A 15,706-nucleotide genomic window follows, 5' to 3' on the forward strand; every position below is an offset into this window, starting at 1 on the left:
CGCAAAAAAATGCCGACCCGAAGGTCGGCATTGATAACGCGTATTACCCGTTATTTAGTCGGCAATGCCTCAGGATTCAGACTAACCGTTTTGTAGTTATCAACCCATGAGGAATAACGCTGCGGGTTAGACCACACACGGTAATGCAGACGAGACATTGTTACCGGGTCGCTTAACAGCACCAAGCGACGGTCGCGGTTAAGTTTCTCAGGCGTTTCGTTAAGAGCTTGCTCAACGTGACGATCACGGGCGATTTCCAGCACCTGGCTGGCACGGTGACGCGCCGTTGCCATTGCGGTTGCCAGGGCATTAAACGACGGGTTAAACACCGCGTGCATAAAGCCATCATCCAGCGTACGGCTGCGGTTCAGCTTCAGGTAGTTGTCGGTATCCACCAGCACCTGTGGAGGAGAATACTCTTCCGGGATCAGGAACAACTTCCAGCGTTTGGTACGCAAACCGATGGTCGCACGGCTCGAAATCACCGACACAAACGGCGACAGAATCAGTGAGAACACGATTGGTGCAAGCCAGAACAGGAAACGTAAATCCAGCCACGCCATGCCGACTGCCCACACCAGACCCAGCAGAAGCTGAGAACCGTGGCGCATAAACGCTTCGCCCCAAGGGGTTGAATCGTCATCACGCTGTGGAGAGTTCCATACCACTTCCCAACCGAGGAACGCGCTCACCACAAACACGGTGTGGAACAGCATACGCACCGGTGCCAGCAGCACGGAGAACAGCACTTCAAGCAACAAAGAAGCCGTTACGCGGAAGAAGCCACCGAACTCTTTCGAGCCTTTGCACCAAATCAGAATGATGCTCAGAAGCTTCGGCAGGAACAGCAACACCATGGTGGACGCGAACAACGCAATCGCAAGCTCCGGACGCCACTGCGGCCACACCGGGAACAACTGGCGCGGTTGCAGGAAGTATTGCGGTTCTGTCAGCGCATGCACCACCTGCAAGGCAGTTGATAATGCGAGGAACATAAACCACAACGGCGCAGACAGGTAAGACATAACGCCCGTCAGGAACACCGCACGGTGTACCGGGTGCATACCTTTTACCAGGAACAGACGGAAGTTCATCAAGTTACCGTGGCACCAACGGCGGTCACGCTTGAGTTCATCCAGTAAGTTCGGCGGCAGCTCTTCATAAGAACCCGGCAGATCATAGGCAATCCACACACCCCAACCCGCACGACGCATCAGCGCTGCTTCTACGAAGTCATGAGAGAGGATGGAACCGGCGAATGAACCTTCACCTGGCAGCGGTGCTAACGCACAGTGCTCAATGAATGGCTTAACGCGGATAATCGCATTGTGGCCCCAGTAGTGGGATTCACCCAATTGCCAGAAGTGCAGACCCGCTGTAAACAGCGGCCCGTATACACGTGTCGCAAACTGCTGGCAACGCGCATACAGAGTGTCCATGCCTGACGCTTTTGGTGAAGACTGAATGATGCCCGCATTCGGGTTAGCATTCATCAGACGCACAAGGTTAGTCAGACAGTCACCGCTCATTACTGAGTCGGCATCCAGAACCACCATGTAGCTGTACTGATTACCCCAACGACGACAGAAGTCATCGATGTTGCCACTTTTACGCTTCACACGACGACGACGACGACGGTAGAAAATCTGCCCTTCGCCCTGCACTTCGTTGATGAGTTCCATCCACGCTTTCTGCTCGGCAACACAGATATCCGGGTTGTAGCTGTCGCTTAAGATGTAAACGTCGAAGTGCTGCTGTTGGCCGGTTGCTTTTACCGATTCCCACGTCGCGCGCAGGCCCGCAAATACGCGGTCTACGTCTTCGTTACAGATTGGCATAATCAACGCGGTGCGATGCGCCGGGTCGATTGGCTCATCACCCACTGTTGAGGCAGAGATACTGTATTTATCTTTGCCCATCAGTAGCTGGAGGAAGCCCATCAGCGCAGTCCAGAAACCGGCTGAAACCCAACAGAACAGAATCGCAAAAAGGATCAAAATGCCGGTTTGCAGCACATACGGCAGAAGCTGCATAAAGGACACCCAAAGATCCTGGCCGATCATGTCGGATGGATTGATCAGCGCCCAGCCCTGGTAAGGCAGAATTGTCTTCATATACCAGGTTGCAACCACCGTCTGAGAAATGGTCAGCAGCAGCAGAATGTAACGGCGGATTGTTCCGACGGTACGCCATTTCTGCTCAGCTTCAGCCTCTTCTTTCGACATGTAGCGAGGATTTACTTCCCGCCCGCGTAAACGATCCCAGAAACGACCAATCGGGTTGGTGCGCCACGGATCGGGGAACATAGAAGAACGCGTAGCTTTAGGCATTGCCTGCAGCTGGGTGCGCCCCTCTTCGTCCTCAATCAGTTGATCACCGCCCAACGATCCAGGCCAGCTTGCTTCAAGCCGGGCCTTTACCGAGGCTAAAGGGGAATCATCGGCTCTGTCATAGTGGTGCCCTTGCGCATCAAGCGCTTCATGCACCGCTTGCAGATCTGATGCAGGAAGAGCCGCCTTCTGCTCAGCAGAAAGCGGGAGTGCATCAATATAATCAGACGCGGTATCAGTAAACTTATTCATTGGCAGGTAGCTGGTAGCTCCAGGTTTCACTCAACGTTTGATCACCATTGACCAGCGCTGCACGCATTTCAGTCGGTTTCTTCTCATCTTTGACTTTCACACGTACAGTCAAACGCCAGCCTTTAGTGACCGGGTTGTAACGTACCTGGCTGTCAACGATTTCACCGTTGTCACCAATGCTGGTTTGCGCGGTAACCGGCGTATCTTGCGGCAGTTTTTTCATGTCCGCGCCGACGTAATCCACGACAAACGCAATAGTGCCGTCTGGCTGGCGAATCAGATTCGACTGCTTCACATCACCGGTTGAGCGGCGAGTCTGCGCAACGTATGCGTTATCAGGCGCATGCATTTTGTCTTCATCACGGCTGAAGGTAATAGTGTATTTGAAGTTCATCTCTTTGCCTGGTTCCGGGAGCTGATCCGGAGTCCAGTAAGCAACGATGTTGTCGTTAGTTTCGTCATTGGTTGGAATTTCAACCAGTTCAACGCGACCTTTACCCCAATCACCTTGCGGCGCAACCCATGCACTTGGTCGCTGATCGTAACGATCGTCAATATCTTCAAAACGAGAGAACTGACGGCCACGTTGCAGCAAACCAAAGCCAACTGGATTCTCGGTTGCAAACGAGCTCACCGCCAGATGTTTCGGGTTATTCAGCGGACGCCAAATCCATTCACCGTTACCGGCATGGATAGACAAACCGTTGGAGTCATGCAATTCCGGACGGAAGTTGGTGCTTGGTGACGGCTGATTTGGCCCAAACAGGAACATACTGGTCAGTGGTGCCACGCCCAGTTTGCCAACTTTATCGCGCAGATAAACTTTTGACTGTACGTTCACCACTGTGTCGCGCCCTGGGGTAATCACAAAGCGATACGCACCGGTTGCACGTGGGGAATCGAGCAACGCGTAGAGGGTCAGCGTTTTGTCGCCAGCTTTCGGGCGTTCAATCCAATACTCACGGAAACGTGGGAACTCTTCGCCAGATGGCAAAGCAGTGTCAATAGCCAAACCACGAGCAGACAGGCCATAAACCTGACCTGAGCCAATCACACGGAAGTAACTCGCCCCGAGCATGCTGACAATTTCGTCGTTCTTATCTTTGCTGTTGATCGGATAGAGCACTTTGAACCCGGCAAAGCCGAGATCTTTCACGGTGTCTTTATCGTGTTTCACATCACCGAAATTAAAGTAATCCGGGTTGTACTTGATCTTATGAACCGCAGTTGCCGTCACTTCATTGATAGCAACAGGGGTGTCGAAGTACATACCCTGATGATAAAACTCAAGCTTAAATGGGGTCTTTAACTTGCTCCAGTAGGCTTTGTCGTGATTGAACTGGATCTGCTGATAATCCGCATATTTCATGTCGCGGAAGAGCGAAGGCAGATTGCTTTTCGGTGCTTCGTAGCTTTTGCCCGCTAATGTTTTCGCTTGTTTTGCGACATCATCGATATTGAAGGCCCAAACTGAGGTGGTATAAAGTGACAGCATTACTGCAGCACCGAGCCCACACACTTTCATCATTTTTAGTTTATGTTTCATATTAACCAGCACATCCCCCTTTGTGTGCTTAAATCAATCCAATCCATTTTAATGGAAACTTCTGCTTTCCGACAACCAAATACCCGCATTGTTCAGCGCGCCGGCTCAGCCTTTAAGCAAAAAAAGACAACTGCTTACGCTTTCAGCATCCATCCTGGAGACAGGATGTCATGGTTAGTGTAGGGTTGCCACGGAATTGATACCGTTCGGGACTTTAAGCCTATTGGGATATGTTCTTAAGGATAAGGCGATTCGTCCGATAATGTTTGGAGTATTATGAGTAAAGCACCACAACAACGCGAGTTTTTCCTGGATTCTATCCGGGCCTGGTTAATGCTCTTAGGCATCCCGTTCCATATCTCGCTCATCTATTCAAGCCATCACTGGCACGTCAATAGCACCGAAGCATCGTGGGGTTTAACCCTGTTTAATGATTTTATTCACGCATTTCGTATGCAGGTGTTTTTTGTCATTTCGGGATATTTCTCTTACATGCTTTTTTTGCGCTACCCGCTTAAACGCTGGTGGAAAGTGCGTGTAGAGCGGGTCGGCATCCCGATGCTCACCGCGATACCATTGCTCACACTGCCGCAATTTTTAATGCTGCAACACGTTAATGACAAAGCAAAAAATTGGCCCGGCCTCACTCCCTATGAAAAATACAACACCCTGGTTTGGGAGCTGGTTTCTCATTTGTGGTTCTTGTTAGTGATGGTGGTACTTACAACCGTATGTTTATTTTTGTTTCAACAGATGAAAGCACGCATTGCTGAAAAATCAGAAAATATTCCATCTTCTATTACTTTAGGAAAGCTCTCAGTCGCCTTCCTGGGGTTCGGTATTCTATACGGCGTTATTCGCCGGACTATTTTTATTATTTACTCACCGATATTAAGTGATGGATTATTTAACTTCGTAGTGATGCAAACGCTGTTTTATCTACCATTCTTCATGCTTGGGGCTCTGGTGTTTGTACGCCCACAGTTAAAAGCGCTATTTACCACACCGTCGCCATGGTGTGCGGTAGGAGCGGCACTGGCATTTTTCGCCTATCTGCTTAACCAACGTTACGGTAGCGGTGACGCCTGGATGTATGAAACTGAGAGCGTGATTACCATGGTGCTGGGTTTGTGGATGGTCAACGTAGTGTTCTCCCTTGGCCATAAGCTATTAAATTTCCATTCAAAGCGTGTCACCTATTTCGTGAATGCCTCACTGTTTATTTACCTGGTGCACCATCCGTTGACGCTGTTCTTTGGCGCGTACATCACACCGCATATTGCTTCAAATGCGCTGGGCTTTATCACCGGGTTAATTTTCGTGATTGGTGTCGCGGTGATTCTGTATGAAATCCACCTGCGCATTGCGTTGCTGCGCTTCCTGTTCTCCGGCAAGCCGCAGAATGTGGCGGTTAAGGTGACGAGTTAGCGCTGAGGGTTCACTTCAAAATGGTGGATGTCGCTACGCTAATCCACCCTACAAAACCGAAACTGTAGGTCGGATTAGCGTAGCGACATCCGACACTTCTCATAAAAGCCATTCAATCGGTAGTCGATAAACCAACCTCACCAACACCCGCTGCCAAAAGCGGGTGTGCGGTTCTTTCTTCCAGACAATCTCTTTGCCTTCACTGTGCTCCACCCAATTCACTCGCCCCCACTTATCCAGACGCAGCGCCCAGGCATTCTCTTTCTGACTTTGGGTGAAACGCTGGTGAATATCCTGTGCCAGCGCCTCACTTTCAATCACAAAACCCATCTCGGTATTGAGCATTGCGGAACGTGGGTCAAAATTAAAGGAGCCGATAAACACTTTTTGTTTATCCACACTAAACGTTTTGGCATGCAAGCTGGAACCTGAATTCCCTGTTAAGCCACGGTCATGTGGTCTGCGCAGGACATCTTGTTCGGGCTTTAACTCATAAAGCTCGACCCCGTGGCGCATCAGTTTTTTGCGCCAACGCGCATAACCAGCATGAACTACCGCCACATCATTGGCGGCCAGTGAGTTAGTCAGGATTGCTATTTTTACCCCTTTACGCACAAGCCCCAAGATTTGCGCAATGCCAGCGCGAGTGGGCACAAAATAGGCTGAAATAATGTCTATCTCACGCTCAGGCATACCAATCACATTCATCAGGCGTTGCGGCAGTAACGTGTGGTTGCGGGCTCTGCCCTGCCCCTTACGCGGGTCATCGCTGAGTAAGCGTGTTTTCGCCCAATACATTTCCAGCGTGCGGGCGACCAGATTGGTGGCAAACTGGCTGGTTGTCAGTCGATCAAGATAACGACGCGCCGTCGGATCATCACGCCAGTCGTCAGGAAGTTGTACCCGCTGCTGTAAGGCATCGTTATCAACATCGAGCACCTTTTCCAAGGTTGAGACACACTGGCTGTTCCAGTAGCGCTCAAAATCCTGGCTGACATCCTCGACAACCGGACCCACGGCCAGCACATCTAAGTCTGAAAACAGCGGTTGTTTGCCCACACCAAAGTACGCATCCCCCACATTTCGCCCGCCAATAATCGTGGTTTCACCATCAACAGTGAATGATTTGTTGTGCATACGACGGTTAAGCCTGGCAAAGTCGGTCAAATAGCCAATGGCGCGAAACAGGCGAAATGAAAAGGGATTAAAAAGACGAACTTCTATCTGAGGATGGGCGTTCAGAAGCGCTAAAGTATCATCAAGGCCGTTGGTGTTGTTATCATCAAGCAACAGTCTAACTTTCACTCCGCGATCTGCCGCCGCCAATAATGCACTAAACATCAGCCGCCCGGACATATCGTCCTGCCAGATGTAGTACTGCACATCGAGGGTTTTCTCCGCCATCCCGCACAGCAGATAGCGCGCGGCAAACGCATCAAGGCTATCCGCAAGCGGATGAATCCCGCTAAGGCCTGGATGCCCAGCTGTAGCCGGGGCAATCGCTCGACCCAGACGAGTGGTGTGAGGATTATTCACTTTAGAGTTGGGCAAGTAGTTGCTCGTAAATATGGGTGTTTTCATCGTCAAAGCAGACAAAAACTACCTGTTCGGGTAACGGGCGCAGGCCGATATAACGGTAGACGGTATCAACGGCTATTTTCGCTGCCAGCTCTTTAGGATAACCATACGCACCGGTGCTAATCGCCGGGAACGCAATAGTGCGATAGCTATTAGCTGCCGCTAAGTCGAGGCTATTGCGGTAGGTCTGTTCAAGTAATTCAGCTTCATGTTTTTCACCGCCCTGCCATACCGGGCCAACTGCATGAATCACGGCCTTAACCGGAATATTTCCCGCCTCGGTAATGACAGCATGTCCTGGCGCGCAGTCACCCTGCTGGCGACGAATAACTTCACAAGCTGCCAACAAAGAAGGCCCTGCGGCATGATGAATAGCCCCATCAACACCACCGCCTCCCATCAAGGATGGGTTTGCGGCATTTACTATCACGTCAACTTCAACGCAGGTGATATCACCTTGTATCACCGACATTCTTTCACTCATTGGGAATTCTCCAGTTAGTCTTTGATAGTAGTCTAAACTTACCGAACAGCAGACGTATATCACTTCCTGAGGATTTCACGACATCACCTAACCTCTGATTTTTTCTCGTTATCTACTAAAAAGATCCGTTAGACCTGACACATTTTTTATCTGCAGCCGCATCTGTAGAAGGCGTTTTCGCTGCGAAAAATGGGATCTGAAATGTGCGTTTTATGCATTTCAGTAGTTACTTTCGTTTCAGGAGAGGTTCTATGGCTAGTGAAGCGCAAAAAGTCGGGTTGGTCCCGGTGATGTTAATGGTGGCAGGCAATATCATGGGTTCCGGGGTTTTCCTGCTTCCGGCAAACCTTGCAGCAACAGGCGGGATTGCCATTTTTGGCTGGATGGTGACAATTATCGGCGCACTGTCTTTGTCGATGGTGTACGCCAAAATGTCATCACTTGATGACAGCCCCGGTGGTTCTTACGCTTATGCCCGCCGCGCATTTGGCCCCTTCCTCGGCTATCAAACCAATCTGCTTTACTGGCTTGCTTGTTGGATAGGTAACGTCGCGATGGTGGTGATTGGCGTCGGTTATCTCAGCTATTTCTTCCCGATGCTCAACCAGCCCTGGCCGCTTACCGTGACCTGTATTGCCATTTTGTGGCTGTTTGTCGGACTCAATATTGTTGGCCCGAAAATGATCACCCGCGTGCAGGCAGTCGCCACTATTCTGGCACTGATCCCGATCGTTGCCGTCGCTGTGCTCGGCTGGTTCTGGTTTAAAAGCGACACCTATATGGAAGCCTGGAACGTCAGCGGCAAAGGCACTTTTGGCGCGATTCAGAGTACTTTAAGCGTCACGCTGTGGTCATTTATCGGTGTTGAGAGCGCCTCGGTTGCCGCAGCGGTAGTGAAAAATCCCAAACGCAACGTACCCATCGCCACCATTGGTGGGGTATTGATAGCCGCTGTTTGTTACGTGCTTTCCAGTACTGCCATTATGGGCATGATCCCTAACGCCGAGCTGAGACTTTCTGCGTCGCCATTTGGCGATGCCGCACGCATGGCGATGGGGCCAACTGCCGGGGCTATTGTTTCGTTCTGTGCCGCAGCGGGTTGTTTAGGCAGCCTCGGCGGCTGGACGCTACTCGCCGGGCAAACGGCCAAAGCCGCCGCCGACGATGGTCTGTTCCCACCTATTTTTGCCAAAGTGAATAAAGATCAGACTCCGGTCGCAGGTTTGCTGATTGTTGGCGTGCTGATGACCATCTTCCAGCTTGCCAGTATTTCACCTGATGCCACATCGCAATTTGCCGTCGTTTCGTCAGTTTCAGTGATATTCACTCTGGTGCCATATATCTACACCTGCGCGGCTTTAATGCTGGTCGGTCAGGGGCATTTGGGCAACCAACGTTTGCCGTTCCTGTTCATCACGCTGATTGCTTTCATTTACTGTATTTGGGCCGTCGTTGGCACTGGTGCGACCGAAGTGATGTGGTCGTTTGTCGCCATCATGGTGATTACTGCGATGTACACCGTTAACTACAACCGTCGTCATAAAAACCCCTACCCGCTGGATAAACCTGTGGTTAACGACTAACTGGAGAGCGCTATGCTTGATTTAGGCACGCATCAAAAACGTAAAATTCTGGTGGTCGATAGCAGTATTCAGGACGTTAACACCGCCAACGGGCGCGCAGTGGCAGAGCTAATTGAGGCTCTGGAAGAGAGCAACTTTGCCGTGATTTCAGCGGCAACATTTGAAGATGGTATCGCAACGGTCACCTCCGATGCCTCACTGTGCTGCATCTTTGTGGACTGGACTTCAGGCGGCAATGACGACGAATCCCACAGCCAGGCTTTCTCGTTGTTGCAAACTATTCGCCGCCGCAATAAGAGTGTGCCGGTGCTGTTAATGGCCGAGCACTCTTGCGTCGATACATTAACGCTCGATTCCATGCGGCTGGTGAATGAATTCGTCTGGATGCACGAAGATACTGCCGAATTTATTGCCGCCCGTGCACGTTCGTTGATCCAGCGTTATTACGAGCAACTGCTCCCACCTTTCACCCGCGCACTGTTTAATTACACATTGGAAAACCCGGAATACTCGTGGGCGGCGCCGGGGCATCAGGGTGGCGTTGCTTTTACTAAATCGGCGGTTGGACGAGAGTTTCTCGATTTCTTCGGTGAGAACTTGTTCCGCACAGATACCGGTATTGAACGCGCAGCCATGGGTTCGTTGCTTGACCACAGCGGACCAATTAAAGCCTCAGAAACTTACGCAGCCGAGGTGTTTGGTGCACATCAAAGCTATTCGGTGTTGAATGGCACCTCCGGTTCTAACCGCGCCATTATGCAGGCCGTAGTTGGCGAACTGGAGATTGCGCTATGCGATCGCAACTGCCATAAGTCCATCGAACAAGGGTTAGTGATGACGGGAGCGCTGCCGGTATATTTTGTGCCGACGCGCAACCGTTTTGGCATTATCGGGCCGATTCCTAAGCGCCAGTTCACGCCAGAAAGCATTCGTGCAGCCATTGATGCCAACCCACTCAAGCATGAAGTAGTGAGCGATAAACCCGTTTACGCCGTGGTGACTAATTGTACTTATGACGGTATGTGTTATCACGCCGAAGCGGCGCAGGAGTTGCTGGCGCAAAGCGTTGACCAGATTCACTTCGACGAAGCATGGTATGCCTATGCCCGCTTCAATCCGATGTACAAAGGTCGCTTTGCCATGCGTGGAGATCCGAAAGATTTTGACCGCAATGGGCCAACGGTTTTTGCTACTCACTCAACACACAAACTATTGGCAGCACTGTCGCAAGCCTCATACATCCATATTCGCAACGGCAAAAAGCCCGTCGAGCATTCGCGGTTTAACGAGTCATATATGCTGCAAGCCACTACTTCCCCGCTGTATGCGATTATCGCCTCCAACGAAATTGGTGCTGCGATGATGGATGGCGGCCAGGGTGAAGCGCTGACCCAGGAAGTGATCGTTGAAGCTGTGGATTTCCGTCTTGCGCTGGCGAAAGTGCATGCTGCGTTTGCCAAAAAAGGCGAGTGGTTTTTCACCCCGTGGAATGCACCAACCATTACCGATGCATCCGGTGCTGAAGTACAGTTTGTTCAAGCCTCACGTGAGCAACTCACCACCGATCCCGCCTGTTGGACACTGAAGCCTGGCGATAAATGGCACGGCTTTGAGCAACTGGAAGATGAATGGTGTTTACTTGATCCGATCAAAGCCGGGATCCTTGCTCCCGGGATGGGAGATGATGGCAACTTACTTGAGTCAGGTATTCCTGCCGCGATGGTGACCGCCTACCTTGGCGAGCGTGGGATCGTCCCCTCGCGTACCACCGATTTTATGGTGCTGTGCCTGTTCTCAATCGGCGTAACAAAAGGCAAGTGGGGCACGCTGATTAACGTGTTGCTGGAGTTTAAAGATGACTACGACAACAACACGCAACTCAAACGCTGCTTGCCCGACCTTATCAGTGCCGACGCCGCGCGCTATGCGGGTATGGGGCTAAAAGATCTGTGCGATGAGATGTTTAACTACATGAAAACCAGCCAGATGGACAAACTGCAGGCAGAGGCATTTAGCAATATTCCCGTTCCGGCAAAACGCCCGCGCATTGCCTTCCAACAACATATGGCAGGCAAAGCAGACCATTTACCTATCGACCAATTACCGAACCGTATTTCTGCCGTCGGGGTGATTCCCTACCCTCCGGGCATTCCGATTGTGATGCCTGGTGAAAGCTTCGGCGCAGCGGACGGTCCGTGGCTGAAATACATTCGCAGTATTGCCCAGTGGGGAGAGAAATTCCCAGGTTTTGAGAAAGAACTAGAGGGCGCAGAATTGATTGATGGGGTTTATCACATCTGGGCGCTTAGACAATAATCATTACGGGTGCAAAACTATCGGGAAACGGCTGCTCGCCGCAACACGCGATCAGCCGGTTTTCGACGCAAGCATGATGAAGATATCGGTCTGGCGGGCAAAGTGACTCCAGCGGTAAATTGAGCTGATTCATTTGCCAGACCGTTCCTCCACGCTGCTTGAGCACCGCCTCGTGCGCCGTCCACAAGCGCCAGAACGACACCATTTTTTCATCTTCAGGCAACGATTCTAGCCAATCACAAAGTGGCGCACCAAAACTATGCCGGGCAATCGCCATGAAACGCGCACGCGGGCGAATGAACTCAATATCGCAACCCACATCTCCTTCACCCACCAGCACCGCAACAGATGAACCCGTGTTACTGATATTAAAAGCAGGCAGTGCCGGATGAAACGGTTTGCCGTGAGCGCCCCGATCTAATTTCGGTAACGGGCCGTCATTGAGCAGCATCGCCAGCAAAATTCTGGCAGCCAGCCATTCTGCGCGGCGTAACCCCACGGGTGCCTCTTCCAGCAATTCAGGTGACATCCAGCGTGTAGCGAGTACATCACCCGCTAAACACGCCGCATCGGCAAATGCCAGGTGATAGCCGTTGACTACCAACGGCGCATCACCAGTGACGTGTTAATTCCACCAAAGGCGAAATTATTGCTCTGCACAAACTCAGTGTCGATTTTGCGCGCTCCACCCATGATGTAATCGAGCTCGCCGCACGCCTCATCAGGTTCAGTCAAGTTGAGTGTTTCGGCAAACCAACCTTCACGCATCATCTCGATACTCATCCACGCTTCCAGCGCACCACATGCACCGAGCGTATGGCCCAAATAACTTTTCAGTGAAGATATAGGCGTATTGGCACCAAAAATTGCCGCCGTAGCGTGACTTTCCGCAATGTCACCACGATCGGTTGCGGTGCCATGGGCGTTAATGTATCCAATGTCGCGAGCCTCAAGCCCAGCGGAAACCAAGCCGCGCTCGATACAGATTTGCATGGTTTCTTTCTGCGGCTGCGTGATATGTGCTGCATCACAATTGGTATGAAAGCCGACAATTTCAGCATAGATTGTCGCGCCACGTGCCAGGGCATGATCGAGATCTTCAAGGATCAATGTCCCCGCACCTTCACCAATTACTAGCCCATCTCGTTGTTTATCAAACGGGGACGGTGTGCTCTTTGGCCGATCGTTACGCTGGCTGGTGGCAAAAAGCGTATCAAATACCGCCGCTTCCGAAGGACATAACTCTTCTGCTCCCCCCGCAACCATCACTGTCTGGTAACCATGGCGAATCGCTTCCCAGGCATAACCAATCGCCTGACTACCTGACGTGCAAGCACTGGAGGTTGGGATCACCCGTCCACGCAAGCCAAAAAACAATCCGGTATTGACCGCCGCGGTATGTGGCATCATCTGCACATAAGTGGTGCCGGTAATATTACGGGTGTGTTTTTCAGTGAGCATGGTAGCGAACTCGCTCACCGGCCCGGTGCTTCCGGTCGAAGAACCGTAGGCAATACCAGTTTCGCCACTGGTAAGAATAGGGTCGTCGAGCAAACCCGCCTGAATTAGCGCAAGTTCCGTGGCCCTGGTCGCCAGCAGCGAAACGCGCCCCATCGCCCGTATACGCTTTCGCGTGTAGTGCTCCGGTAAAGTAAAATTATCGACCGGCGCACCGAGCATGGTGTTCAGCCCATCGTAAACCTGCCACTCTGGCATATGACGGACCGCGTTTTTACCAGACTTCAAGCCCGCTGCTACATCCTGCCAGTTAGTGCCAAATGCCGTCACGCCACCCATTCCGGTTACTACTACACGCTTAATCACAGCATACCTCCATTGATGGAGATAACCTGGCGCGTAACGTAGCCCGCAATAGGTGACATCAGGTAACGCGCAAGCCCCGCCACTTCTTCGGGTTGGCCCATACGTTGCAATGGAATCATACGCATTGCTTCAGTAAGCGCCGCCTCTTCCATCTCAATCATGCCGGTATCAATCAAACCCGGAGCAATACAGTTTACGGTGATTTTGCGCTTTGCCAGTTCTATCGCCAGCGCTTTAGTTGCGCCGATAATGCCCGCTTTTGCCGCGCTATAGTTCACCTGACCACGGTTGCCCATCAGGCCAGAAACCGAAGAAAGTGTAATAATGCGACCACCTTTGCGCAGACCAATCATCGGCATGACGCACGGCTGTATCACATTGTAAAAGCTGTCGAGATTGGTACGAATCACGCCGTCCCAGTCTTCATCGCTTAACGCCGGGAATGCGCCATCGCGAGTCATACCCGCATTATTGACCACCCCCCAATATGCACCGTGGGTTTCGATATCAGCCTCAAGGACACTGCGGCATTGGCTACGGTCTGAGCTATCAAACTGCATCACGCGCCCTTTTCCGCCCTGAGCCGTAATTTGCTCAAGCGTATCCAGTGCGCCCGCTTCGTCACGATGGTAATGCACCACCACCGCAAATCCATCGGCGGCAAGCCCCAGAGCAATCGCCTTGCCAATCCCCTTGCTAGCGCCGGTTACTAATACCGTCTGTGTCATCTTGCTATCCCATCAAAATAATTGTTTTAATTCATTATTATCAGGCTGATATGTATTAACTCGCCCGCTCGCCAGTACGTTGCCGTCCGCGAGAATTTGTCCTTCAAAACTACCAATCTTCTCATCACGCATCAGCAGCGTGACGTGGCATTCCAGTAGCGTACCTTGTGGGAAAATGCCTGCCGGGCAGCGTATTCCCCGCCCACCCAGCAGCATTCCAACCAGGCTTTCTTCTTCACCGTTTTTTTTCGCATGCCAGCCTGACCACACGCCGACCGTCTGGGCAATCAATTCAATAGCAAACCAGCCCGGTAAATTGCCTTCGGCATCTAGACAAGGTGCAAGCACACCAGGGTTTCTCACCGTGACCCGACAATGCGCACTTTCTTGTTCCACCGCCACTACCGATTCAAGCAAGCACATGGGTGCTTCGTGCGGCAGGTAGTGTTGTGGGGCAAGAAAATCAGTCATGAGAAACTCCAAAAATCAGGCAAGCATTATTGCCGCCAAAAGCAAATGAGTTCGATAGCATTATCGGTTTGAGGAATGGTTTTGGCGCGGTGAGTAGACCACAGGCCGCAAGGCTCATGTCTTGATGCGCGTCAGTGAAATCTTGTGCAGGCAGCAGTAAGTCGCGTGCTAGCAGCAAATAACAGAGCACCGCTTCACAAGCACCCGCAGCGCCTAGCGTATGCCCGGTAAGGTGCTTAGTGGAACTGGCAGGCACGCTTTCGCCAAAAAGTTGATTTACCACTTTCGCCTCGATTTCGTCATTCAGACGCGTGGCAGTACCGTGCATATTAATATAGCCAATATCATGCGCGCCGATTCTGGCCTCACGCAGCGCCATTTCAATTGCGCGAATAGCCCCAAGACCTTCCGGATGTGGGGCTGACATATGCCAGGCATCAGACGACTCACCCACTCCCAGTAAACAGACTTTACCCGGCTCTTTGGTCAGTAATATCAATGCACCGGCTTCACCAATGGTAATGCCGTTGCGCTCGGCGCTAAACGGCTTGCAGCGCACGTTACTTAATGACTCCAGGCTATTGAAACCGTTGATAGGCATGCGGCTGAGGGTATCTGCGCCACCCACAATCGCAGCATCCACCATTCCCGACTCAATTAGCCTTTTACCGGTAATCATTGCTCGCGCGCTGGAAGAACAGGCGGTTGAAATCGTCAACGCCGGACCAAACAGTTGCAAATAGTCGCTCAGAAAACGTGAGGGATCGCCAAGCTCTTGCTGGCCGTAATAATAAGAAGCGGGTGGAGAACCTTCGTGGCTGCCGCTGACCATACGGTCACCTTCATCAAGCCCTGAAGTACTGGTCCCCAACACGACTGCCACGCGCTCGTTTCCGTATCGTGCAATGGCGTCATCCACCTGCGGGCGAATTTGCGCCAGAGCAGCCAATAACAGACGGTTATTTCGGCTGTTGTACTGCGCCATTTCTGGCGCTATTTCTGGTAATTCTCCACAAACACGCCCGACCCAACATTCGCCCTGCTGCAACCAGTCATCGGTACCTGGCCCCATACCTGGTGCCGTGTTGACCTGCAAATTTGCTGCGATTTCGTCAAGGTTGTTACCTAACGCGTTGACCATTCCGGCAGCAGATAGAGTAATCATA

The 15,706-nt window shown here is 51.7% G+C and carries 12 protein-coding genes; 3 read left to right on the forward strand and 9 right to left on the reverse strand.

Annotation, left to right across the window (positions count from 1 at the left end; all coding sequences use genetic code 11):
- Positions 1–50: 50 nt before the first annotated feature.
- Both mdoH and mdoG read right to left on the reverse strand, forming a co-directional pair.
- Positions 51–2,582: a glucans biosynthesis glucosyltransferase MdoH gene (gene mdoH, locus EDF88_RS05535; protein ID WP_064517822.1), complete on the reverse strand. Its 2,532-nt coding sequence runs from the start codon at positions 2,580–2,582 to the stop codon at positions 51–53.
- Positions 2,575–4,110: a glucans biosynthesis protein MdoG gene (gene mdoG / locus EDF88_RS05540; protein WP_134184171.1), complete on the reverse strand. Its 1,536-nt coding sequence runs from the start codon at positions 4,108–4,110 to the stop codon at positions 2,575–2,577. The genes mdoH and mdoG overlap by 8 nt, the downstream gene beginning before the upstream one ends.
- Before the next feature lie 294 nt (positions 4,111–4,404).
- Between mdoG and mdoC the strand changes: the two genes are divergently transcribed.
- The gene (gene mdoC / locus EDF88_RS05545) at positions 4,405–5,556 is read left to right on the forward strand and encodes a glucans biosynthesis protein MdoC (RefSeq protein WP_064517820.1); all 1,152 of its coding nucleotides are present in this window, start codon (positions 4,405–4,407) and stop codon (positions 5,554–5,556) included.
- A gap of 99 nt (positions 5,557–5,655) precedes the next feature.
- Here mdoC and EDF88_RS05550 read toward each other — a convergent pair whose 3' ends face one another.
- Together EDF88_RS05550 and ymdB are read right to left on the reverse strand one after the other, a co-directional pair.
- A complete protein-coding gene (locus EDF88_RS05550; RefSeq protein WP_134184173.1) occupies positions 5,656–7,143 on the reverse strand; it encodes a phospholipase D family protein in 1,488 nt (495 codons plus the stop codon).
- Positions 7,094–7,618 (reverse strand): O-acetyl-ADP-ribose deacetylase, encoded by a 525-nt coding sequence (gene ymdB, locus EDF88_RS05555; protein ID WP_064517819.1) that lies wholly within the window; start codon positions 7,616–7,618, stop codon positions 7,094–7,096. The genes EDF88_RS05550 and ymdB overlap by 50 nt, the downstream gene beginning before the upstream one ends.
- 251 nt (positions 7,619–7,869) lie before the next feature.
- Here ymdB and adiC point away from each other — a divergent pair, with 251 nt between their 5' ends.
- The gene (adiC, locus tag EDF88_RS05560; protein WP_064517817.1) at positions 7,870–9,201 is read left to right on the forward strand and encodes an arginine/agmatine antiporter; all 1,332 of its coding nucleotides are present in this window, start codon (positions 7,870–7,872) and stop codon (positions 9,199–9,201) included.
- Positions 9,202–9,213: 12 nt separating this feature from the next.
- Positions 9,214–11,517 (forward strand): Orn/Lys/Arg decarboxylase N-terminal domain-containing protein, encoded by a 2,304-nt coding sequence (locus EDF88_RS05565; protein WP_134183482.1) that lies wholly within the window; start codon positions 9,214–9,216, stop codon positions 11,515–11,517.
- Here EDF88_RS05565 and EDF88_RS05570 read toward each other — a convergent pair.
- Genes EDF88_RS05570 through EDF88_RS05590 form a run of 5 tightly spaced genes read right to left on the reverse strand, consistent with a single transcriptional unit; the run spans position 11,507 to position 15,705 of the window.
- Positions 11,507–12,121 carry a 4'-phosphopantetheinyl transferase superfamily protein gene (locus tag EDF88_RS05570; protein ID WP_064517813.1) on the reverse strand — a complete coding sequence of 205 codons (615 nt, stop codon included), beginning with the start codon at positions 12,119–12,121 and terminating at the stop codon, positions 11,507–11,509. The two genes, EDF88_RS05565 and EDF88_RS05570, sit on opposite strands and share 11 nt — an antisense overlap.
- On the reverse strand, positions 12,115–13,341 hold the full coding sequence (locus tag EDF88_RS05575; RefSeq protein WP_064517810.1) for a beta-ketoacyl-ACP synthase: 1,227 nt from the start codon (positions 13,339–13,341) through the stop codon (positions 12,115–12,117). Before EDF88_RS05575 ends, EDF88_RS05570 begins: the two co-directional genes overlap by 7 nt.
- Positions 13,338–14,069 carry a 3-ketoacyl-ACP reductase FabG2 gene (locus EDF88_RS05580; protein ID WP_134183484.1) on the reverse strand — a complete coding sequence of 244 codons (732 nt, stop codon included), beginning with the start codon at positions 14,067–14,069 and terminating at the stop codon, positions 13,338–13,340. Before EDF88_RS05580 ends, EDF88_RS05575 begins: the two co-directional genes overlap by 4 nt.
- 12 nt (positions 14,070–14,081) lie before the next feature.
- Positions 14,082–14,540, reverse strand: a complete 459-nt coding sequence (locus EDF88_RS05585) for a hotdog family protein (RefSeq protein WP_134183486.1) — start codon at positions 14,538–14,540, stop codon at positions 14,082–14,084.
- On the reverse strand, positions 14,533–15,705 hold the full coding sequence (locus EDF88_RS05590) for a beta-ketoacyl-[acyl-carrier-protein] synthase family protein (protein ID WP_134183488.1): 1,173 nt from the start codon (positions 15,703–15,705) through the stop codon (positions 14,533–14,535). Before EDF88_RS05590 ends, EDF88_RS05585 begins: the two co-directional genes overlap by 8 nt.
- Between the last annotated feature and the right edge of the window lies 1 nt (position 15,706).

The organism is Buttiauxella sp. BIGb0552, from assembly GCF_004366275.1.
In the GTDB taxonomy this organism is placed as follows: domain Bacteria; phylum Pseudomonadota; class Gammaproteobacteria; order Enterobacterales; family Enterobacteriaceae; genus Buttiauxella; species Buttiauxella gaviniae.

Excerpts from the sequence above, each read along its gene's own strand:
- EDF88_RS05580 (WP_134183484.1), bottom strand. The coding sequence starts at position 14,069 with ATGACACAGACGGTATTAGTAACCGGCGCTAGCAAGGGGATTGGCAAG.
- EDF88_RS05590 (WP_134183488.1), bottom strand. The coding sequence starts at position 15,705 with ATGATTACTCTATCTGCTGCCGGAATGGTCAACGCGTTAGGTAACAAC.
- EDF88_RS05565 (WP_134183482.1), top strand. The coding sequence starts at position 9,214 with ATGCTTGATTTAGGCACGCATCAAAAACGTAAAATTCTGGTGGTCGAT.
- mdoG (WP_134184171.1), bottom strand. The coding sequence starts at position 4,110 with ATGATGAAAGTGTGTGGGCTCGGTGCTGCAGTAATGCTGTCACTTTAT.
- EDF88_RS05585 (WP_134183486.1), bottom strand. The coding sequence starts at position 14,540 with ATGACTGATTTTCTTGCCCCACAACACTACCTGCCGCACGAAGCACCC.
- mdoH (WP_064517822.1), bottom strand. The coding sequence starts at position 2,582 with ATGAATAAGTTTACTGATACCGCGTCTGATTATATTGATGCACTCCCG.
- mdoC (WP_064517820.1), top strand. The coding sequence starts at position 4,405 with ATGAGTAAAGCACCACAACAACGCGAGTTTTTCCTGGATTCTATCCGG.
- ymdB (WP_064517819.1), bottom strand. The coding sequence starts at position 7,618 with ATGAGTGAAAGAATGTCGGTGATACAAGGTGATATCACCTGCGTTGAA.
- adiC (WP_064517817.1), top strand. The coding sequence starts at position 7,870 with ATGGCTAGTGAAGCGCAAAAAGTCGGGTTGGTCCCGGTGATGTTAATG.